The sequence below is a fragment of the Paraburkholderia sediminicola genome, from assembly GCF_902859805.1.
Taxonomy (GTDB): domain Bacteria; phylum Pseudomonadota; class Gammaproteobacteria; order Burkholderiales; family Burkholderiaceae; genus Paraburkholderia; species Paraburkholderia sediminicola.
In genome coordinates, this window is the sequence record NZ_CADIKC010000013.1 from 83505 (window position 1) to 102070 (window position 18566).

23 protein-coding genes are annotated in these 18566 nt (G+C 63.2%); all 23 read left to right on the top strand.

Annotation, left to right across the window (positions count from 1 at the left end):
- The first annotated feature begins 22 nt into the window (after positions 1 to 22).
- Positions 23 to 838 carry a thiazole synthase gene (locus R8871_RS32720; protein WP_054036603.1) on the top strand — a complete coding sequence of 272 codons (816 nt, stop codon included), beginning with the start codon at positions 23 to 25 and terminating at the stop codon, positions 836 to 838.
- The gene (gene thiE, locus R8871_RS32725) at positions 835 to 1938 is read left to right on the top strand and encodes a thiamine phosphate synthase (RefSeq protein ID WP_175054117.1); all 1104 of its coding nucleotides are present in this window, start codon (positions 835 to 837) and stop codon (positions 1936 to 1938) included. Before R8871_RS32720 ends, thiE begins: the two co-directional genes overlap by 4 nt.
- Positions 1939 to 2032: 94 nt before the next feature.
- Positions 2033 to 2854: an ABC transporter ATP-binding protein gene (locus tag R8871_RS32730; RefSeq protein WP_175054118.1), complete on the top strand. Its 822-nt coding sequence runs from the start codon at positions 2033 to 2035 to the stop codon at positions 2852 to 2854.
- Positions 2851 to 3618, top strand: a complete 768-nt coding sequence (gene mlaE, locus R8871_RS32735; protein ID WP_120289236.1) for a lipid asymmetry maintenance ABC transporter permease subunit MlaE — start codon at positions 2851 to 2853, stop codon at positions 3616 to 3618. Before R8871_RS32730 ends, mlaE begins: the two co-directional genes overlap by 4 nt.
- A 91-nt stretch (positions 3619 to 3709) precedes the next feature.
- Positions 3710 to 4273 (top strand): outer membrane lipid asymmetry maintenance protein MlaD, encoded by a 564-nt coding sequence (gene mlaD / locus R8871_RS32740; protein ID WP_175054119.1) that lies wholly within the window; start codon positions 3710 to 3712, stop codon positions 4271 to 4273.
- Between the two features lie 11 nt (positions 4274 to 4284).
- The gene (locus tag R8871_RS32745; protein ID WP_175054120.1) at positions 4285 to 5322 is read left to right on the top strand and encodes an MlaA family lipoprotein; all 1038 of its coding nucleotides are present in this window, start codon (positions 4285 to 4287) and stop codon (positions 5320 to 5322) included.
- Between the two features lie 118 nt (positions 5323 to 5440).
- A complete protein-coding gene (locus tag R8871_RS32750; protein WP_054036609.1) occupies positions 5441 to 6073 on the top strand; it encodes an MlaC/ttg2D family ABC transporter substrate-binding protein in 633 nt (210 codons plus the stop codon).
- Positions 6070 to 6363, top strand: coding sequence for an STAS domain-containing protein (locus tag R8871_RS32755; protein WP_175054121.1), 294 nt, complete (start codon positions 6070 to 6072; stop codon positions 6361 to 6363). Before R8871_RS32750 ends, R8871_RS32755 begins: the two co-directional genes overlap by 4 nt.
- Positions 6364 to 6533: 170 nt before the next feature.
- The gene (locus tag R8871_RS32760; RefSeq protein ID WP_175054122.1) at positions 6534 to 7466 is read left to right on the top strand and encodes an ABC transporter ATP-binding protein; all 933 of its coding nucleotides are present in this window, start codon (positions 6534 to 6536) and stop codon (positions 7464 to 7466) included.
- Complete coding sequence (locus tag R8871_RS32765) at positions 7463 to 8218, top strand: ABC transporter permease (protein WP_093643443.1); 756 nt, start codon at positions 7463 to 7465, stop codon at positions 8216 to 8218. Before R8871_RS32760 ends, R8871_RS32765 begins: the two co-directional genes overlap by 4 nt.
- A 15-nt stretch (positions 8219 to 8233) precedes the next feature.
- On the top strand, positions 8234 to 8473 hold the full coding sequence (locus R8871_RS32770) for a BolA family protein (protein ID WP_054036615.1): 240 nt from the start codon (positions 8234 to 8236) through the stop codon (positions 8471 to 8473).
- A gap of 18 nt (positions 8474 to 8491) precedes the next feature.
- Positions 8492 to 9847 (top strand): UDP-N-acetylglucosamine 1-carboxyvinyltransferase, encoded by a 1356-nt coding sequence (murA, locus tag R8871_RS32775; protein ID WP_407673242.1) that lies wholly within the window; start codon positions 8492 to 8494, stop codon positions 9845 to 9847.
- Positions 9844 to 10539: an ATP phosphoribosyltransferase gene (gene hisG, locus R8871_RS32780; protein WP_093643445.1), complete on the top strand. Its 696-nt coding sequence runs from the start codon at positions 9844 to 9846 to the stop codon at positions 10537 to 10539. Before murA ends, hisG begins: the two co-directional genes overlap by 4 nt.
- 73 nt (positions 10540 to 10612) lie before the next feature.
- Positions 10613 to 11935 (top strand): histidinol dehydrogenase, encoded by a 1323-nt coding sequence (hisD, locus tag R8871_RS32785; RefSeq protein ID WP_175054123.1) that lies wholly within the window; start codon positions 10613 to 10615, stop codon positions 11933 to 11935.
- Positions 11936 to 12125: 190 nt separating this feature from the next.
- On the top strand, positions 12126 to 13196 hold the full coding sequence (gene hisC / locus R8871_RS32790) for a histidinol-phosphate transaminase (protein WP_175054124.1): 1071 nt from the start codon (positions 12126 to 12128) through the stop codon (positions 13194 to 13196).
- A gap of 114 nt (positions 13197 to 13310) precedes the next feature.
- Positions 13311 to 13898: an imidazoleglycerol-phosphate dehydratase HisB gene (gene hisB / locus R8871_RS32795; RefSeq protein WP_054036619.1), complete on the top strand. Its 588-nt coding sequence runs from the start codon at positions 13311 to 13313 to the stop codon at positions 13896 to 13898.
- Between the two features lie 59 nt (positions 13899 to 13957).
- Positions 13958 to 14578, top strand: a complete 621-nt coding sequence (locus tag R8871_RS32800) for a YchE family NAAT transporter (protein ID WP_175054125.1) — start codon at positions 13958 to 13960, stop codon at positions 14576 to 14578.
- Positions 14575 to 15216 (top strand): imidazole glycerol phosphate synthase subunit HisH, encoded by a 642-nt coding sequence (gene hisH / locus R8871_RS32805; RefSeq protein ID WP_175054126.1) that lies wholly within the window; start codon positions 14575 to 14577, stop codon positions 15214 to 15216. The genes R8871_RS32800 and hisH overlap by 4 nt, the downstream gene beginning before the upstream one ends.
- Before the next feature lie 214 nt (positions 15217 to 15430).
- Positions 15431 to 16183, top strand: coding sequence for a 1-(5-phosphoribosyl)-5-[(5-phosphoribosylamino)methylideneamino]imidazole-4-carboxamide isomerase (gene hisA, locus R8871_RS32810; protein WP_074766046.1), 753 nt, complete (start codon positions 15431 to 15433; stop codon positions 16181 to 16183).
- 233 nt (positions 16184 to 16416) lie between these two features.
- Positions 16417 to 17190: an imidazole glycerol phosphate synthase subunit HisF gene (gene hisF / locus R8871_RS32815; RefSeq protein WP_063497498.1), complete on the top strand. Its 774-nt coding sequence runs from the start codon at positions 16417 to 16419 to the stop codon at positions 17188 to 17190.
- A gap of 1 nt (position 17191) precedes the next feature.
- Positions 17192 to 17602, top strand: a complete 411-nt coding sequence (gene hisI / locus R8871_RS32820; RefSeq protein WP_175054127.1) for a phosphoribosyl-AMP cyclohydrolase — start codon at positions 17192 to 17194, stop codon at positions 17600 to 17602.
- Positions 17599 to 17991, top strand: a complete 393-nt coding sequence (locus R8871_RS32825; protein WP_054036629.1) for a phosphoribosyl-ATP diphosphatase — start codon at positions 17599 to 17601, stop codon at positions 17989 to 17991. The genes hisI and R8871_RS32825 overlap by 4 nt, the downstream gene beginning before the upstream one ends.
- Positions 17992 to 18097: 106 nt before the next feature.
- A complete protein-coding gene (locus R8871_RS32830; protein ID WP_063497496.1) occupies positions 18098 to 18493 on the top strand; it encodes a DUF4870 family protein in 396 nt (131 codons plus the stop codon).
- Positions 18494 to 18566 lie beyond the last annotated feature (73 nt).

An 18566-nucleotide genomic window follows, 5' to 3' on the forward strand; every position in this document is an offset into this window, starting at 1 on the left:
GCCGGAGACCAGGATTATGCAAATGACTGCCCCCCAAACCGCCGACGCGCTCACGCTCTACGGCCAGACTTTCGCGAGCCGTGTGTTGCTCGGCACCTCGCGCTATCCATCGCTGCAATCGCTGTCCGATTCGATCGACGCGGCGCAGCCCGGCATGGTGACCGTCGCGCTGCGCCGGCAGATGAACGAAGGCGGCGCCGAAGCCGGCTTCTTCGATCTGCTCAAGCGCCACGGCGTGCCGCTGCTGCCCAATACGGCCGGTTGCCTGACCGTCGGCGAGGCGGTGACGACCGCGCATATGGCGCGTGAAATCTTCGAAACCGAGTGGATCAAGCTCGAACTGATCGGCGACGACTACACGTTGCAACCTGATCCGGTCGGCCTGATCGAAGCCGCTACGCAGTTGATCAAGGATGGTTTCAAGGTGCTGCCGTATTGCACCGAAGATCTGGTGATCGGCCGTCGCCTGCTCGATGCGGGCTGCGAGGCGCTGATGCCGTGGGGCGCGCCGATCGGCACCGGCAAGGGCGTGATCAATCCGTACGGCCTGCGCGTGTTGCGCGAACGCCTGCCCGACGTGCCGCTGATCGTCGATGCCGGCCTCGGCGTGCCGTCGCACGCAGCGCAAGTGATGGAGTGGGGCTTCGACGGCGTGCTGCTGAACACCGCCGTTTCGCAGGCAACGCATCCTGACGCGATGGCGCGCGCCTTCGCACTGGGCGTCGAAGCGGGCCGCCAGGCTTTTCTGGCGGGGCCGATGGCCGAGCGCGAAAGCGCGCACGCGAGCACGCCGGTGGTCGGCATGCCGTTCTGGCATCAAGACGGGAGCGCCGCATGACGCAAACTTTGCCTTTGACGGGCCGCGACCTCTTCTGGCCGCCCGCCGATGAACTCACCGAAGCCGCCGAGCGGATCCGCGCCCGCCTGGGCGAGTGGCCGCCGACGCATGCGCCGTGGCGCATCTGCCTGACCGCGCCGGACGAGCCGAACGGCGGCGACCTGATCATCGTCGCCGACGCGCAGCAGCATGGCGAGCAGGTGGCGCGCTGGCAGGTGCAGGGCGCGGGCGTGATCGTCGCCGCCGAGAACGCGGCGACGCTGCATCTGGGCGGCGAGAAATACAGTCTGGAAGGCCATCTGGCGGAAGACTGGATTCCCGCGCTGGCGGCATTTCTGGACTGCGGCTTCGATCCACACGACGCGCTGGTGCTGGCGCTGGCGTGGCGCGACGGCGACGAAACCAAAGCGGACGACGCCTTTCCTGCCGATATCACGCACTTCCCGCGCCTCGCCGGCCTGCCGGCCGCGCCGGCGCAAGCGTTCGCGCGTTGCCCCGACCGGCTCGGTCTGTACCCGGTGCTGCCGACCGCGGAATGGGTCGAACGGGTGGTGGGTTTTGGCGTGAAAACGGTCCAGTTACGCCGCAAATCGGCCGAACCCGCCGACGAACTGAAGCGCGAAATCGCCCGCTGCGTCGCCGCGGGCCGTGAGCACGATGCCCAGGTTTTCATCAACGATCACTGGCAAGCCGCGCTGGAAGCGGGCGCTTACGGCGTCCACCTCGGTCAGGAAGACGTGCATACGGCCGATCTGTCGGCACTTGCCGCCGCCGGCATCCGCCTCGGTCTGTCAACGCACGGTTTCTACGAGATTCTGAAAGCGCTGCACTTCCGGCCAAGCTACATTGCGTTGGGCGCGGTGTTCCCAACCACCACCAAGGTCATGCCGACCGCGCCGCAGGGCCTGAAACGTCTGGCGCGGTATGTCCGCCTGCTCGACGGCGTCGTGCCGCTGGTGGCGATCGGCGGAATCGACCTGCAGGTGCTGCCGGACGTGCTGGCGACCGGCGTGGGCTGCGCGGCCGTGGTGCGCGCTGTGACCGAGGCGGCCGACCCGGCTGCCGCGGTTTCTGCGTTGCAACATGCGTTTACGCAATAATCGCCACGTTCAGTAAAGGGACAGGGCACCTCACGGCAGCATTTCCATGATGGCCCTATAATTCGGCCTTCCGTGTAAAAGGACTGTCAGTTTCGTGTCTTCCTCCCCCGAGACCTTACTCGAGCTGCGCGACGTCGACTTCGGTTATGGCGACCGGCTCGTCCTGTCGAACCTGAATCTGCGCTTCAAGCGCGGCCAGGTCGTCGCGGTTATGGGCGGCTCGGGTTGCGGCAAAACCACAGTGCTGCGCCTGATCGGCGGTCTGGTGCGCGCGCAGCGCGGCCAGATCCTGTTCCAGGGCCAGGACATCGGCGCACAAACGCGCGACGGCCTCTACGCGCTGCGCCGCAAGATGGGCATGCTGTTCCAGTTCGGCGCGCTGTTTACCGACATGTCGGTGTTCGAAAACGTCGCTTTTGCGCTGCGCGAGCACACCGACCTCCCCGAAGAACTGATCCGCGACCTCGTGTTGATGAAGCTCAACGCGGTCGGTTTGCGCGGCGCGCGAGATCTGGCGCCGTCGGAGATTTCGGGCGGTATGGCGCGACGCGTGGCGCTCGCCCGGGCGATTGCGCTCGACCCCGAGTTGATGATGTACGACGAGCCATTCGCCGGTCTCGATCCGATCTCGCTCGGCATCACCGCGAACCTGATTCGCGCGCTGAATCAGGCACTTGGCGCGACGTCGATCCTTGTCACGCACGATGTGCCAGAATCGTTCGCGATTGCCGATTACGTCTATTTCCTCGCCAACGGCGGGGTGCATGCTGAAGGCACGCCGGCTGAGCTGCGCGCGTCGACCGATCCTACGGTGCGCCAGTTCATCGACGGCGCGCCGGATGGCCCGTTCAAATTCCACTATCCCAGCCAGACGCCGCTCGCGGCGGACTTCGGCATCGGCGGAGGTCAGTCATGATCAGTTCGATCGGCCGCTCGGTGCTCGACGGGCTGGGCACGGCCGGCTACGCCACGCGGTTCTTCTTCCGGCTGCTGCTCGAGTTTTTCCCGTTGCTGCGCCGCCCGCGCCTTGTCACGAAGCAGATCCACTTCGTGGGTAATTATTCGCTGGTGATCATCGCCGTGTCGGGGCTGTTCGTCGGCTTCGTGCTCGGCTTGCAGGGTTATTACACGCTGAACCGTTACGGTTCCGAACAGGCGTTGGGCCTGCTGGTCGCGCTTTCGCTGGTGCGTGAACTCGGGCCGGTGGTCACGGCGCTCCTGTTTGCGGGCCGCGCCGGCACGTCGCTCACGGCCGAGATTGGCCTGATGAAGGCGGGCGAGCAATTGACCGCGATGGAAATGATGGCGGTGGACCCGGTCAAGGTCGTTGTCGCGCCGCGCTTGTGGGCGGGCATTATTTCCATGCCGATCCTGGCCGCGATTTTCAGCGCGGTCGGCGTGTTCGGCGGTTATGTGGTGGGTGTGCTGCTGATCGGCGTCGATGCCGGCGCGTTCTGGTCGCAGATGCAAGGCGGCGTCGATGTCTGGCGCGACGTGGGCGCCGGGGTCATCAAGAGCGTGGTGTTCGGCCTCGCGGTGACCTTTGTGGCGCTGTTTCAGGGCTACGAAGCCAAGCCGACGCCGGAAGGCGTGTCGCGCGCCACGACCAAGACGGTCGTGTACGCATCGCTTGCGGTGCTCGGCCTCGATTTTCTGTTGACCGCACTGATGTTCAGCTAAAACTGCGCTGCACGTTTTCGCTCGGCGGGCGCGCCTCGGTTTGCGCGTGACGGGAGCGGGAGCAGCGTGGCGGATTCACTTTGGGATGACGATGAAAAAGACTGCTCTCGACTTCTGGGTCGGCCTGTTCGTGGTGTTGGGTTTCGTGGCGTTGCTGTTTCTCGCGCTGAAGGCCGGCAACATGAGCTCGTTGTCGTTTCAGGCAACGTACCCGGTCAAGCTCAAGTTCGACAATATCGGCGGACTGAAGGCGCGCGCGCCGGTGAAGAGCGCGGGCGTGACGGTCGGCCGGGTAGCCTCGATCGGCTTTGACAGCAATGCGTATCAGGCTGTCGTCACGATCGATATCGACAAGCAATACCCGTTTCCGAAAGACACGTCGGCCAAGATCCTGACCTCGGGTCTACTGGGCGAGCAATACATCGGGCTCGAACCCGGTGGCGATAGTGAGATGCTTAAAGCGGGTGACACGATCTCAATGACACAATCGGCGATCGTGCTGGAAAACCTGATCGGACAATTCCTGTATAGCAAGGCCGCTGACTCGGGCGCATCCAAGCCGGGCGCGGGTTCGGCCACACCTGGGGCCGCCCCTGCCACGGCACCCGCGCCGGCGGCGCCGACTCTGCCCGCCTCTGGCGCGGCCGGTCAATAAGGAGAATAAAAATGCAGACCCTACGCAAACGAGGCGTGCGCACCGTCCAGATAGCGACCTTTGCGCTCGCGACCGCTACGCTCGTCGGCTGCTCGACCGTGCAGACGCCAACCAAGGGCGACCCACTCGAGGGCTTGAACCGCACCATCTTCACCGTCAACGACAAGCTCGACCAGTACGCGTTGAAGCCGGTCGCGAAGGGCTACGTGTTCATCACGCCGCAGCCGGTGCGCGACAGCGTGACCAACTTCTTCTCGAATATCGGCGACGTCTACATCGCGGCGAACAATCTGCTGCAGTTGAAGATCACCGATGGCGTCGAAGACATCATGCGGATCGTGATCAATACGGTGTTCGGCGTCGGCGGCCTGTTCGACGTGGCGACGCTCGCCAAGCTGCCCAAGCATGACAACGACCTCGGCCTGACACTCGGCCACTACGGTGTGCCGGCGGGTCCGTACCTCGTGCTGCCGCTGTTCGGGCCGAGCACGCTGCGCGACGCGGTCGGCTCGATCGGCAATTACTATGTGAATCCGCTCAGCTACATTCATCCGGACGGCCTGAGCTGGGCGCTGTACGGCCTGAACGTGGTCAACACGCGTGCGAATCTGCTGAACGCGAGCGACGTGCTGGAAGGCGCCGCACTGGATAAGTATTCGTTCGTGCGCAACGCGTATCTGCAGCGCCGCCAGTATCTGCTGTCGGATGGCAAGCAGTCGCAGTCTCTGCCGAACTACGGCGATGAAGCACCGCTGCCGAAGTACGACGACGTCGACAGCGGCGCGGCTGCGGCGCCTGCAGGGACGCAGGGTGCTGCCGCGAAAGCATCGGGTGCCTCCGGCGCGGCCGCCGCAACGCCGCCGCAAGCCGCTTCGGCGACTGGCGCAACCACGGGCGCAACCGGCACGGCGGCTGCACCTGAAGCCGCTTCGGGCAGCTCCGAAACGCCGCCGCTCGACCTGAACGGCGGCCCGGAAACGACGCAGATTCCGGCCGGCCAACTGGTTCCGCCGACGCGTTTTAACTTCCCGTCATTCAAATTGCGTTGATCGTGTGGCCGTAACACCTCGATACGACTCTCGCAGTTTGCGCATGGATTGCTGCTGAACTCGCGTGTTAATGTCGGCTCAAACGGTTGCACTATTTTTAAGGCAAGCAAGGTTCGATATGAAAAAACTATTCCTGATTCCGTTGTTCGCAGCGCTGTTTTCGTTCGCCAGTGCCGGTGCATCGGCGCAAGCGGTGGACTCCAATTCGCCGGACGGCCTGATCAAGACCGTCACGCAGCAGGTGATCGACGCAGTGCGCGCCGACAAGTCGATCCAGCAAGGCGACATTTCGCACATCACGCAGCTCGTCAACGAGAAGATCCTGCCGTACACCGATTTCCGCCGCACCACGCAACTGGCGATGGGCCGCAACTGGCGCACTGCGACGCCGGAGCAGCAAAACGCCGTGGTCGAGCAGTTCAAGATGCTGCTGATCCGCACGTATTCGGGCGCGTTGGCTCAAGTGCGCGACCAGCAGATCCAGTACAAGCCGTTCCGCATGAACCCGGACGACACCGACACGGTGGTGCGCTCGGTGGTGATGAACAACGGCTCGCCGATCGAACTCGACTATCGTCTGTACAAGACGCCGAACGGCTGGCGCGTGTATGACATCAACGTGCTCGGCGCGTGGCTGATCCAGGCGTATCAGCAACAGTTCAACGAGCAGATCCAGCAGAAGGGCGTGGACGGACTGATCCAGTTCCTCACGCAGCGTAACCAGCAACTCGCCGCGGGCAAGCAGTCGTGAGCGAAGTGCTGAATGCCGTCGCAAGCCGCTTTGAAAGCGGCGCGACGCTGACCCACGAGAGCGCGAAAGCCGCGCTCGAGGCGGGTTTGCAGCGCATCGCTGCTGGCGCGACCGGCGTGGATTGCGCGCCGCTCGCGCAATTCGACTCGTCCGCGCTGGCCGTCCTGCTCGCATGGGAGCGTGCCGCCCAGGCGCGCGGAACCGCCTTCGAGATCGTCAACCTGCCGGCTGGTCTCGCCAGCCTTGCACAAGCCTACGGCGTCGACACCCTCATCTCGACGCGACATTGACGCTCCCCTAGCGTCACTTCCAATCGCCCCGGCCGAGCCGGGGCCACCGATTTTTGCCCTATAATCAAACGTTTTTCGGGGCATATTACCGGCCCCAATTTCGTCCCTTCCAGCACTTTTGCGCCCCCTCGGGGCTCCTTTAGGCGCCGCGACGCACGCGGCCCACAGTCATGTCAGCCATAGAAATTCGTAACGTCAAGAAGCGCTACAAAGACTTGCAGGCGCTCAAGGGCGTCAGCCTCACGGTGGAAGAAGGCGAGTTCTTCGGACTGCTCGGTCCGAACGGCGCGGGCAAGACAACGCTCATCAGCATTCTCGCCGGCCTCGCGCGCGCCGATGAAGGCAGCATCGCGGTACGTGGCCATGACGTAGTCAGCGACTTCCGCGACGCGCGCCGCGCGCTCGGCGTGGTGCCGCAGGAGCTCGTGTTCGATCCCTTCTTCACGGTGCGCGAAACCTTGCGCATCCAGTCCGGCTACTACGGGTTGCGCAACAACGACGCGTGGATCGACGAGATCATGGCCAATCTCGATCTCACCGAAAAAGCCGACGCCAACATGCGCGCGCTGTCGGGCGGCATGAAGCGCCGCGTGCTCGTGGCGCAGGCGCTCGTGCACCGGCCGCCGGTGATCGTGCTGGATGAGCCGACCGCGGGTGTCGACGTCGAGTTGCGTCAAACCTTGTGGAAATTCATCTCGCGCCTGAATCGCGAAGGCCACACGATCGTGCTGACCACGCACTATCTGGAAGAAGCCGAATCGCTGTGCGACCGCATCGCGATGTTACGGCGGGGCGAGGTTGTCGCGCTCGAGCGCACCAGTACGCTGCTGCAGCGCTTCGCCGGCATGCAGCTGTTCCTGCGTTTTACGCAAGGCGCGTTGCCGGCCGAGTTGCGTCCGCTCGAAGTGGAAAGCGGCGCGGGCAACGGCAATGGCCGTCAGCATCTGCTGCGGCTCGCGAGCTATGACGATGTCGAGCGGATTCTCGCGCTGTGCCGCGCGGCGGGCTGCGCATTCGAAGAAATCGAGGTCCGCAAAGCCGACCTCGAAGATGTGTTCGTTCAGGTGATGAACGGTCCGGAAGTGATCGAGGGGCTGGCATGAGTGGTTTTCGAACGCTGTTTTACAAGGAAATCCTGCGTTTCTGGAAGGTGTCGTTCCAGACCGTGCTGGCGCCGGTTATCACCGCGCTGCTGTATCTGACGATTTTTGGCCACGCGCTGCGCGGTCACGTTCAGGTCTATCCGGGCGTCGAGTACACGAGCTTTCTGATTCCCGGTCTCGTGATGATGAGCGTGCTGCAGAATGCCTTTGCGAACAGCTCGTCCTCGTTGATCCAGTCGAAGATCACGGGCAACCTGGTGTTCGTGCTGCTGCCGCCGTTGTCGCACTACGAGATGTTCGGCGCGTATGTGCTTGCTGCCGTGGCGCGGGGTCTTGCGGTCGGCTTCGGCGTGTTCATTGTGACGATCTGGTTCGTGCCGGTCAGCTTCAGCGCGCCGCTTTACATCATCGCGTTCGCGATTTTTGGCGCGGCGATCCTGGGCACGCTCGGTTTGATCGCCGGCATCTGGGCCGAAAAGTTCGATCAGCTTGCTGCATTTCAAAACTTTCTGATTATGCCGCTCACGTTCCTCTCGGGCGTGTTCTACTCGACGCATACGCTGCCACCGGTGTGGCGCGAAGTGTCGCGGCTCAATCCCTTTTTCTACATGATCGACGGCTTTCGCTACGGTTTCTTCGGGATGTCGGATATCAATCCGCTCGTGAGCCTTGCGATCGTTGCCGGTTTCTTTGTGGTGCTGGCCGTGGTGGCGATGCGCATGCTCGCCTCCGGCTACAAACTGCGCCACTGATCAGGAGCATCTCTCATGTTGCCGACTCCCGAACAGGTCAAGCAATACATCGCGGCTGGGCTCGCTTGCCAGCATCTCGAAGTCGAAGGCGACGGTCAGCATTTCTTTGCGACCATCGTTGCCGAGAGTTTCGAAGGCAAGCGTCTGATCCAGCGCCATCAACTCGTGTATGCGGCGCTCGGCGACCGCATGCGCGAAGAAATCCACGCGCTCAGCATGAAGACGCTGACGCCCGCCGAATGGCAGAACGCGTAATCTGGAAATTTAGTGCGAATTACTCAAGAAGGACGCGACGCCGGTAGCGGCGCGTCGAACACAGTCAAAGCGGGCCCGGCTGAAGTCCGGGTCAATCAGGAACTGACAGGCATGGATAAACTCGTCATTGAAGGTGGCTACCCGCTGTCGGGTGAAGTCGTCGTCTCAGGTGCCAAGAACGCGGCGTTGCCGATCCTGTGTGCGAGTCTGCTGAGCGCGGAGCCGGTGCATCTGGAGAACGTGCCCGACTTGCAGGACGTGCGCACGATGCTCAAGCTGCTCGGCCAGATGGGCGTGCAGATCGAGAGCGGCGAGGGCCGCGTGTCGCTGGATGCGTCGAAGGTCGACAATCTCGTCGCGCCGTACGAAATGGTCAAGACCATGCGTGCGTCGATTCTCGTGCTCGGCCCGCTGGTCGCGCGCTTCGGTCACGCTCGCGTGTCGCTGCCGGGCGGCTGCGCAATCGGTGCGCGTCCGGTGGATCAGCACATCAAGGGTCTGCAGGCCATGGGCGCCGAGATCACGATCGAGCACGGCTTCATCGAAGCGCGTGCGAAGCGTCTGAAGGGCGCGCGCATCGTGACCGACATGATCACCGTGACGGGTACCGAAAACCTGCTGATGGCAGCGGTGCTGGCTGAGGGCGAAACCGTCATTGAGAACGCCGCGCGTGAGCCGGAAGTGGGCGACCTCGCGCATCTGCTGGTCGAGATGGGCGCCAAGATCGAAGGCATCGGCACCGACCGTCTGGTGATCCAGGGCGTCGACAAGCTGCATGGTGCAAAGCACACGGTGATTCCGGATCGTATCGAAGCCGGCACGTTCCTGTGCGCGGTCGCGGCTGCCGGAGGCGATGTGACGCTGCGCAAGGTGCGTCCGCTGATTCTCGAAGCCGTCACCGAAAAGCTGCGTGAAGCCGGCGTCACGATCGAAGAGGGCGACGACTGGATGCGTGTGCGCATGGACAAGCGTCCGAGCGCGGTGAGCTTCCGCACGTCCGAATATCCGGCGTTCCCGACCGACATGCAGGCGCAGTTCATGGCGCTCAACACGCTCGCGGACGGTACCTCGCAAGTCGTCGAGACGATCTTCGAGAACCGCTACATGCACGTGCAGGAATTGAACCGCCTCGGCGCGAGCATCACGATCGACGGCAACACCGCGCTCGTGACCGGCGTCGAGAAGCTGTCCGGCGCGAAGGTGATGGCAACCGACCTGCGTGCCTCGGCGAGCCTCGTGATCGCCGCGCTGCGTGCCGAAGGTGAAACGCTGATCGACCGTATCTATCACCTGGATCGCGGCTACGACCGGATGGAAACCAAGCTCAACGCCATCGGCGCCAGGGTGCGCCGTATCTCGGGGAGCCAGGCATGAGTTCGATGCCGCAAACGTCGTCGTCGCCGGCCGTGAGCGCACCGCTCACGCTGGCTTTGTCGAAAGGGCGTATCTTCGAAGAGACGCTGCCTCTGCTCGCGGCGGCCGGCATTGAAGTCGCCGAAGATCCGGAAACCTCGCGCAAGCTGATTCTGCCCACCACCGACGCGAACGTGCGCGTGATCATCGTGCGCGCGACCGACGTGCCGACCTACGTCGAATACGGCGCAGCCGACTTCGGGGTGGCCGGCAAAGACGTGCTGCTCGAGCACGGCGGCAGCGGGCTATATCAGCCGGTCGATCTGGATATCGCGCGTTGCCGCATGTCGGTCGCGGTGGCGGCCGGTTTCGATTACGCGAACGCGGTGCGCCAGGGCGCACGTCTGCGCGTGGCGACCAAGTACGTTGAAACGGCACGTGAGCATTTTGCCGCCAAGGGTGTGCACGTCGACCTGATCAAGCTATACGGTTCGATGGAACTGGCGCCGCTGGTCGGTCTCGCCGACGCGATCGTCGACCTGGTGAGCTCGGGCAATACCTTGCGCGCCAACAATCTTGTCGAGGTGGAAGAGATCATGCAGATTTCGTCGCGCCTCGTTGTGAACCAGGCCGCGCTGAAGCTCAAGCGCGCGGCGCTGCGGCCGATCCTCGATGCGTTCGAACGCGCGTCGAAGGCCGGCGCCGCGGCCTGAAAAGTTTGACCGCGCTCGTTTGACCACGCTTATTTGACACGATTTAGCGCGCCTTACCGAAACGGATACCCGTATGTCTATCAAGATTCGCAAACTCGATTCCAGCGCTCCCGACTTCCAGAAGTCGCTGCATGCGGTGCTCGCGTTCGAGGCGAGCGAAGACGAAGCAATCGAGCGCTCGGTCGCGCAGATTCTGAACGACGTGAAGGCACGCGGCGATGCTGCGGTGCTCGAGTACACGAACCGCTTCGACCGTGTCGAGGCGAAGAGCGTCGCGGCGCTCGAGTTGCCGATGTCCGAACTGGAAGCGGCGCTCGAAAGCCTGGAGCCTAAGCGCCGCGCGGCGCTCGAGGCGGCGGCGGCGCGCGTGCGCGGTTATCACGAGAAGCAGAAGATCGAGTGCGGCAGCCATAGCTGGCAGTACACGGAAGCCGACGGTACCGTGCTTGGCCAGAAGGTGACGCCGCTGGATCGCGCGGGCATCTATGTGCCGGGTGGCAAGGCGGCGTATCCGTCGTCGGTGCTGATGAACGCGATTCCGGCTCGCGTGGCCGGCGTGCGCGAAATCGTCATGGTCGTGCCCACGCCGGACGGCGTGAAGAATCCGCTGGTGCTGGCCGCTGCCTTGCTGGGCGGCGTGGATCGCGTGTTTACGATTGGCGGCGCGCAGGCGGTGGGCGCATTGGCGTATGGCACGGAAACGGTGCCCGCGGTCGACAAGATCTGCGGCCCGGGCAACGCTTATGTCGCGTCGGCCAAGCGCCGCGTGTTCGGCACGGTCGGTATCGACATGATCGCCGGGCCGTCGGAGATTCTCGTGCTGTGCGACGGTACGACAGACCCGCGCTGGATCGCGATGGACCTGTTCTCGCAAGCCGAGCACGACGAGCTCGCGCAATCCATCCTGCTATGCCCGGACGATGCATTCATCGCCCGCGTACGCGATGCGATCAACGAACTGCTGCCGACCATGCCGCGCCAGGACGTAATCCGCGCATCGCTCGAAGGCCGCGGTGCGTTGATCAAGGTGCGCGATATGGCCGAAGCCTGCGCGATCGCCAACGACATCGCGCCGGAACACCTCGAAATCTCCGCGCTGGAACCGCATCAATGGGGCCAGCTGATCCGCCATGCCGGCGCGATCTTCCTCGGCCGCTACACCAGTGAAAGCCTCGGCGACTACTGCGCGGGACCGAATCACGTGCTGCCTACGTCGCGTACCGCACGGTTCTCGTCACCGCTGGGCGTCTACGATTTCTTCAAGCGTTCGAGCGTGATCGAGGTCAGTGCGGACGGCGCGCAGACGCTTGGCGAGATCGCCGCCGAGCTCGCTTACGGCGAAGGCCTGCAGGCGCATGCCCGCAGCGCCGAATACCGGATGCGGCAGAACGGCTAAGCGCGGCTGACCGCGACGAGCCGGAATACGGAGCAGGCGGGCATCGAACCGGTGTCCGCGAACGCTGCCGACGGATTACGCGCGGTTTCCCGTTAAATAACGACAATACAGACCAACCTGGGGCAGTCCGCAAGCCGCCGATACATCGATACCTGGCCGGCGTCTCCCGTGCGGCCCGGTCCACTGACTTATGACGACACCTCAAGACATCATCCGCCGCGACGTGCTCGCGATGACGAGCTACCCGGTTCCGGACGCCACGGGCTATATCAAGCTCGACGCCATGGAGAATCCGTTCTCGCTGCCGCCGGTGCTCGCCGCCCATCTGGGCGAGCATCTGGCCGGCGTCGCGCTGAACCGCTACCCGGCGCCGCGTCCGGAAGCGCTGATCGAAAAGATCAAGCGCGTGATGGGCGTGCCCGCGGGTTGCGACGTGCTGCTCGGCAACGGCTCGGATGAAATCATCAGCATGGTGTCGGTGGCGTGCGCGAAGCCGGGCGCCAAAGTGCTCGCGCCAATGCCGGGTTTTGTGATGTATCAGATGTCGGCGAAGCTGGCGAATCTGGAATTCATCGGCGTGCCGCTGAATCCCGATTTCACGCTCGACACCGAAGCGATGCTGGCGGCGATCGCCGAGCACGAGCCGGCGGTCATCTATCTGGCCTATCCGAACAACCCGACCGGCACGCTGTACGACGACGCGGATATGGAGCGCATCATCGCTGCGGCGAACAAAAGCCTGGTGGTGATCGACGAGGCCTACCAGCCGTTCGCGCAGCAAAGCTGGCTGCCGCGCGCCGATGCGTTCGACAACGTCGTCGTCATGCGTACGGTGTCCAAGCTCGGTCTGGCCGGCATCCGCCTGGGTTATCTGGTCGGCAAGCCCGCCTGGCTCACCGAATTCGACAAGGTGCGCCCGCCCTACAACACCAACGTACTGACGCAAGCCGCTGCGGATTTTCTGCTCGACCACGTCGACGTGCTCGACGCCCAGGCCGAGCAACTGCGCGAAGAACGCACGAAACTTGCGAAGGCCGTGGCCCAATTGCCGGGCGCCGAAGTGTTCCCGAGCGCCGGCAACTTCCTGCTGGTGCGGGTGCCTGACGCATCCGTTATGTTCGAAACGCTGCTGGCAGCACGGGTTTTGATCAAAAACGTGAGTAAAATGCATCCATTGCTGGTCAATTGCGTGCGTTTGACCGTCGGTTCGCCCGAAGAAAACGCCCAATTGATCGCCGGACTGAAACTCGTGTTGCACTGAACGGCGTGCTGAATGGCCGCGTGAGCGCTTTTCCGTACTGCGAAAAGCGCGCGCGGTCCGCCGTGTTCCCATCCCACACTACTATCGCTTTCTAGCTAGATTCGAGGAATTACCATGCGCCTTGCGGAAGTCGTTCGCAACACAAGCGAAACGCAGATCCGTGTGAAGATCAATCTGGACGGCACCGGTCAGCAGAAGCTGGCCACCGGTGTGCCGTTTCTTGATCACATGCTCGACCAGATCGCACGACACGGCTTGTTCGATCTGGACATCGAAGCGCATGGCGACCTCGAAATCGACGACCACCACACGGTCGAAGACGTCGGCATCACGCTCGGCCAGGCTGTCGCGAAGGCAATTGGAGACCGCAAGGGCATCCGCCGCTACGGTCATTCTTACGTGCCGCTCGACGAAGCGCTGTCGCGCGTTGTGATCGATTTTTCCGGTCGTCCGGGTCTCGAATTCCATGTGCCGTTCACGCGCGCGCGCATCGGCACGTTCGACGTCGATCTCTCCATCGAATTTTTCCGCGGCTTCGTCAATCACGCCGGCGTCACGCTGCACATCGACAACCTGCGCGGCCTGAACGCCCATCATCAGATGGAAACGGTGTTCAAGGCCTTCGGGCGTGCATTGCGCATGGCCGTCGAGATGGACGAACGCGCGGCGGGACAGATTCCGTCGACCAAGGGCAGCCTTTAAGCGCTCATTTACCAGCCTCGTGACCAGGACCGGCTGCGCTTGCCCGCACCCGGTGTGCGATGGATATTCTGAAGTCGTTTATTTCGCTGCTGGCGTTGATCAACCCGGTTGGCGCCATCCCGTTCTTCATGAGCCTGACGGCGCATCAGGGCGACGCCGAGCGGCGTAGAACGATCCGTATCGCGGCGATTTCGGTGTTCTGCGTGATTGCGGTGACCACGCTGCTCGGACAGCAGATCATCAGCTTCTTCGGCATTTCGGTCGGCTCGCTCGAAGTGGGCGGCGGAATCATCATGCTGCTGATGGCCATCAACATGCTGAACGCGCAGATCGGCAACAGCCGTTCGACGGCGGAAGAGCGCGATGAGGCCGAGCAGAAGGACAACATCGCGGTTGTACCGCTGGCGATTCCGCTGCTGACCGGTCCGGGCGCGATCAGCACCACGATCATTTATGCGGCCAGCTCGGCGCACTGGTACGACCGGCTGAGTCTCGTTGCGATCGGCGCGGTGCTGGCGGTGATCTGCTTTTTTTCGCTGCGCCTTGCTGAACCGATTGCCCGTTGGGTCGGTCGCACGGGTATCAACATCGGCACGCGGCTCATGGGTTTGATGTTATCGGCGCTGGCGGTGGAATTCATCGTCGATGGATTGAAGGCATTGCTGCCTAACTTGAAATGAAAACTTCGATAGCGATTGTGGATTACGGAATGGGCAACCTGCGCTCGGTTGCTCAGGCATTGCGCAAAGCCGCGCCGGAAGCGGACGTGGCGATCGTCGACCGGCCCGAAGCGATCCGCTCGGCCGACCGCGTGGTGCTGCCCGGCCAGGGCGCCATGCCGGACTGCATGCGCAGTCTGGCCGAATCCGGCCTGCAGGAGGCGGTCATCGAAGCCTCGCGCAGCAAGCCGCTGATGGGCGTGTGCGTCGGCGAGCAGATGCTGTTCGACTGGAGCGCCGAGGGTGATACGCCCGGCCTCGGCTTGTTGCCCGGCAAGGTGCTGCGTTTCGACCTGGAAGGCCAGGTGCAGGACGACGGCTCGCGCTTCAAGGTCCCGCAAATGGGCTGGAACCGCGTGCGCCAGGCGCAGCCGCATCCGTTGTGGGACGGCGTCGCCGATAACGCGTTCTTCTACTTCGTGCACAGCTATTACGTCGCGCCGGACAACGCCGCCCATACCTCGGGCGAAACGGTGTACGGTGTGCCCTTTACCTCGGCGGTGGCGCGGGATAACATCTTCGCGACCCAATTCCACCCGGAAAAGAGCGCCGAAGCGGGGCTGCGCGTGTATCGCAACTTCGTGCACTGGAACCCGTGAGCGCCTTTCTTCATCCTGTTGCCCAACGCCGTTCCGCCACACGCGGAACGTCGGCCGTGCGCCACAACCGCAGCAAGACGATTTCGCTTCACTACGGCGCTCCGCAAGGGCGTCGAAAGAGTTGTACTAAACTAGCGAAACGGCGTTATGGCGGGCTGGCTTGTCAGCCGCTGCCGCCGACCTTCAACCACCTCCCAGACAACACCCGATTGCTATGCTGCTGATTCCCGCCATCGACCTGAAAGATGGTCACTGTGTACGCCTCAAACAGGGCGATATGGACCAGGCGACGATATTTTCCGAGGAACCGGCGGCGATGGCCCGACATTGGGTCGATCGCGGCGCCCGCCGTCTGCACCTCGTCGACCTGAATGGCGCGTTCGCCGGCAAGCCGAAAAATGAAGACGCGATTCGCGCGATCATCGAGGAAGTGGGCGGCGAGATTCCCGTCCAGCTGGGCGGCGGCATCCGCGATCTGAACACGATCGAGCGTTATCTGGACGACGGTTTGTCGTACGTCATCATCGGCACGGCTGCGGTGAAGAATCCCGGCTTCCTGCAGGATGCATGCACGGCTTTCGGCGGCCATATCATCGTTGGCCTGGATGCGAAAGACGGCAAGGTCGCCACCGACGGCTGGAGCAAGCTGACCGGCCATGAAGTGGCTGATCTGGCGCGCAAGTTCGAGGATTACGGCTGCGAGTCGATCATCTACACCGACATCGGCCGTGACGGCATGCTCCAGGGCATCAACATCGAAGCGACGGTGCGTCTCGCCCGCGCGGTGAAGATTCCGGTGATCGCGAGCGGCGGTTTGTCGAACCTGACGGACATCGAGTCGTTGTGCGAAGTCGAGGACGAAGGCATCGAAGGCGTGATTTGCGGCCGGGCGATCTACTCGGGCGATCTGGACTTCGCGGCGGCGCAAACTCTCGCGGACCGGTTGCGCGAATCGGACGACGCTTAAGGCTCCAGGTTCGAAGCGTCGCGATCGGCTCGGAGTCGACGCGGCCGCGGACCTGGAACGGACTGGAAGCGGCGGACACAACCGCGCGTCCCGAAAGCGCGTCAAGCCGCTTGCTGGTGTCTTCGGCACATTTCCGGCTTCCGGCCTGACGCGGCGAGCAGCGCCGGCACAGTGCCGCTCGTGAAGATTCAGGCGAGCGGCCTCATCAGCGGTATTGGCAGAATTGCACGATTATGGCTCTAGCTAAACGCATCATCCCCTGTCTCGACGTCACGGCTGGCCGCGTGGTCAAGGGCGTCAACTTCGTCGAACTGCGCGACGCGGGCGACCCGGTCGAAATCGCGCGCCGCTACGACGATCAGGGCGCCGACGAACTCACCTTTCTCGACATCACCGCCACCTCCGACCAGCGCGATCTGATCCTGCCGATCATCGAAGCAGTTGCCTCCCAGGTGTTCATTCCGCTGACGGTCGGCGGCGGCGTGCGCGCGGTCGAAGACGTGCGGCGGCTGTTGAACGCGGGCGCGGACAAGATCAGCATGAACTCGTCGGCGGTCGCGAATCCGCAACTCGTGCGTGACGCGACGGACAAATACGGCTCGCAATGCATCGTCGTCGCTATCGACGCGAAGCGCGTGTCCGCGGACGGCGAAGCGCCGCGCTGGGAAGTTTTCACGCATGGCGGCCGCAAGGCCACCGGCCTCGAAGCCGTCGAATGGGCGCGCAAGATGGCCGAACTGGGCGCGGGCGAAATCCTGCTGACCAGCATGGACCGCGACGGCACCAAGAGCGGCTTCGATCTCGCGCTCACGCGGGCGGTGTCCGATGCGGTATCGATTCCGGTGATCGCCTCGGGCGGCGTCGGTTCGCTGCAGCATCTGGCCGACGGTATCAAGAGCGGCCACGCGGACGCCGTGCTCGCCGCCAGCATCTTCCACTACGGCGAACACACCGTGGGCGAGGCCAAGCGCTTTATGGCCGATCAAGGCATTTCGGTGAGGTTGTGACGTGGTGAATTCCTCGGCAGTAGAGTGGCTGGACAAGGTCAGGTGGGACGCGAACGGCCTCGTGCCGGTGATCGCGCAGGAAGCGTCGACCAACGACGTCCTGATGTTCGCGTGGATGAACCGCGAAGCCCTGGCGAAAACCATTGAATTGGGCCGTGCGGTGTACTTCTCGCGTTCGCGCCAACGCTTGTGGTTCAAAGGCGAAGAGTCCGGCCACGTGCAGCATGTGCATGAAGTGCGGCTCGATTGCGACGAAGACGTCGTACTGCTGAAGGTCGAGCAGGTGTCGGGCATTGCGTGCCACACCGGCCGCCACTCGTGCTTTTTCCAGAAATTCGAAGGCACGGTTGAAGATGGCGACTGGGTCGCCGTCGATCCCGTGTTGAAAGATCCCGAACACATCTACAAATGACGCAATCCACGCAATCCACCGAATCGGCTTCGTCCACGAAGGACACGCTGCTGCGCCTTGCGGCCATCATCGACAGCCGCAAGGGCGGCGATCCGGACGTCTCGTACGTGTCGCGCCTGTTCCACAAAGGCGATGACGCGATTCTCAAGAAGATCGGCGAAGAGGCCACCGAAGTCGTGCTGGCCGCCAAAGACACGCGTCACGGCGGCGCGCCGAAAGCGCTGGTCGGCGAAGTGGCGGACCTCTGGTTCCACTGCCTCGTGATGCTGTCGCATTTCGACCTGAGCCCGGCGGACGTGCTCGCCGAACTCGAGCGTCGCGAAGGCCTGTCGGGCATCGAGGAAAAGGCGCTGCGCAAGAGCCGTGAGCGCGAAGAGAACGGCGACTGATTGTCGCCACCTTGTCCTTACCTTGTCAGCCGCGTCTTGAAGTGGCGAACGTCGGCACCCACATTGCACTGAACGAACAGGATCGCATCCTCGGGAGGACGCAAGCATGGAACAGTCGCAAGGAAATTATCCGCCGCCGGTCTACCGCAACGCGATCGAGCCTGAGCGCGAACGCAGTCTGCGCACGCTCACGCATGTGCTGTACGCGCTGTACGCGGTTCACTGGCTGACGGGTGGTCTGACGATTCTGATCGCGATCATCATCAATTACGTGAAGCGGCCCGATGTGGTGGGCACGCCTTATGAAGCGCATTTCGAGTGGCAGATCCGTTCGTTCTGGATGGCCTTGCTGGGTTATGCGATCGGCGGCGTGCTGCTGTTCGTGGTGATCGGCATTCCGGTCCTGTGGGCCGTCAGCATCTGGATGTTGTACCGTATTATCAAAGGCTGGCTGTATCTGTACGATAACAAGCCGCTCGCGAACCCGCGTGGCTGGTTCTGAGCTGGGTCCAGCTGCGGCCGGGCCCGGATATGAGCCGTACCGCGCCACGCTTCGCGCTCTAGCCATACTGTTG

Coding starts and splice junctions, on each gene's coding strand:
- R8871_RS32720 (WP_054036603.1), top strand. CDS start 23: ATGACTGCCCCCCAAACCGCCGACGCGCTCACGCTCTACGGCCAGACT.
- thiE (WP_175054117.1), top strand. CDS start 835: ATGACGCAAACTTTGCCTTTGACGGGCCGCGACCTCTTCTGGCCGCCC.
- mlaE (WP_120289236.1), top strand. CDS start 2,851: ATGATCAGTTCGATCGGCCGCTCGGTGCTCGACGGGCTGGGCACGGCC.
- mlaD (WP_175054119.1), top strand. CDS start 3,710: ATGAAAAAGACTGCTCTCGACTTCTGGGTCGGCCTGTTCGTGGTGTTG.
- R8871_RS32745 (WP_175054120.1), top strand. CDS start 4,285: ATGCAGACCCTACGCAAACGAGGCGTGCGCACCGTCCAGATAGCGACC.
- R8871_RS32750 (WP_054036609.1), top strand. CDS start 5,441: ATGAAAAAACTATTCCTGATTCCGTTGTTCGCAGCGCTGTTTTCGTTC.
- R8871_RS32760 (WP_175054122.1), top strand. CDS start 6,534: ATGTCAGCCATAGAAATTCGTAACGTCAAGAAGCGCTACAAAGACTTG.
- R8871_RS32765 (WP_093643443.1), top strand. CDS start 7,463: ATGAGTGGTTTTCGAACGCTGTTTTACAAGGAAATCCTGCGTTTCTGG.
- R8871_RS32770 (WP_054036615.1), top strand. CDS start 8,234: ATGTTGCCGACTCCCGAACAGGTCAAGCAATACATCGCGGCTGGGCTC.
- hisG (WP_093643445.1), top strand. CDS start 9,844: ATGAGTTCGATGCCGCAAACGTCGTCGTCGCCGGCCGTGAGCGCACCG.
- hisD (WP_175054123.1), top strand. CDS start 10,613: ATGTCTATCAAGATTCGCAAACTCGATTCCAGCGCTCCCGACTTCCAG.
- hisC (WP_175054124.1), top strand. CDS start 12,126: ATGACGACACCTCAAGACATCATCCGCCGCGACGTGCTCGCGATGACG.
- hisB (WP_054036619.1), top strand. CDS start 13,311: ATGCGCCTTGCGGAAGTCGTTCGCAACACAAGCGAAACGCAGATCCGT.
- R8871_RS32800 (WP_175054125.1), top strand. CDS start 13,958: ATGGATATTCTGAAGTCGTTTATTTCGCTGCTGGCGTTGATCAACCCG.
- hisH (WP_175054126.1), top strand. CDS start 14,575: ATGAAAACTTCGATAGCGATTGTGGATTACGGAATGGGCAACCTGCGC.
- hisA (WP_074766046.1), top strand. CDS start 15,431: ATGCTGCTGATTCCCGCCATCGACCTGAAAGATGGTCACTGTGTACGC.
- hisF (WP_063497498.1), top strand. CDS start 16,417: ATGGCTCTAGCTAAACGCATCATCCCCTGTCTCGACGTCACGGCTGGC.
- R8871_RS32825 (WP_054036629.1), top strand. CDS start 17,599: ATGACGCAATCCACGCAATCCACCGAATCGGCTTCGTCCACGAAGGAC.
- R8871_RS32830 (WP_063497496.1), top strand. CDS start 18,098: ATGGAACAGTCGCAAGGAAATTATCCGCCGCCGGTCTACCGCAACGCG.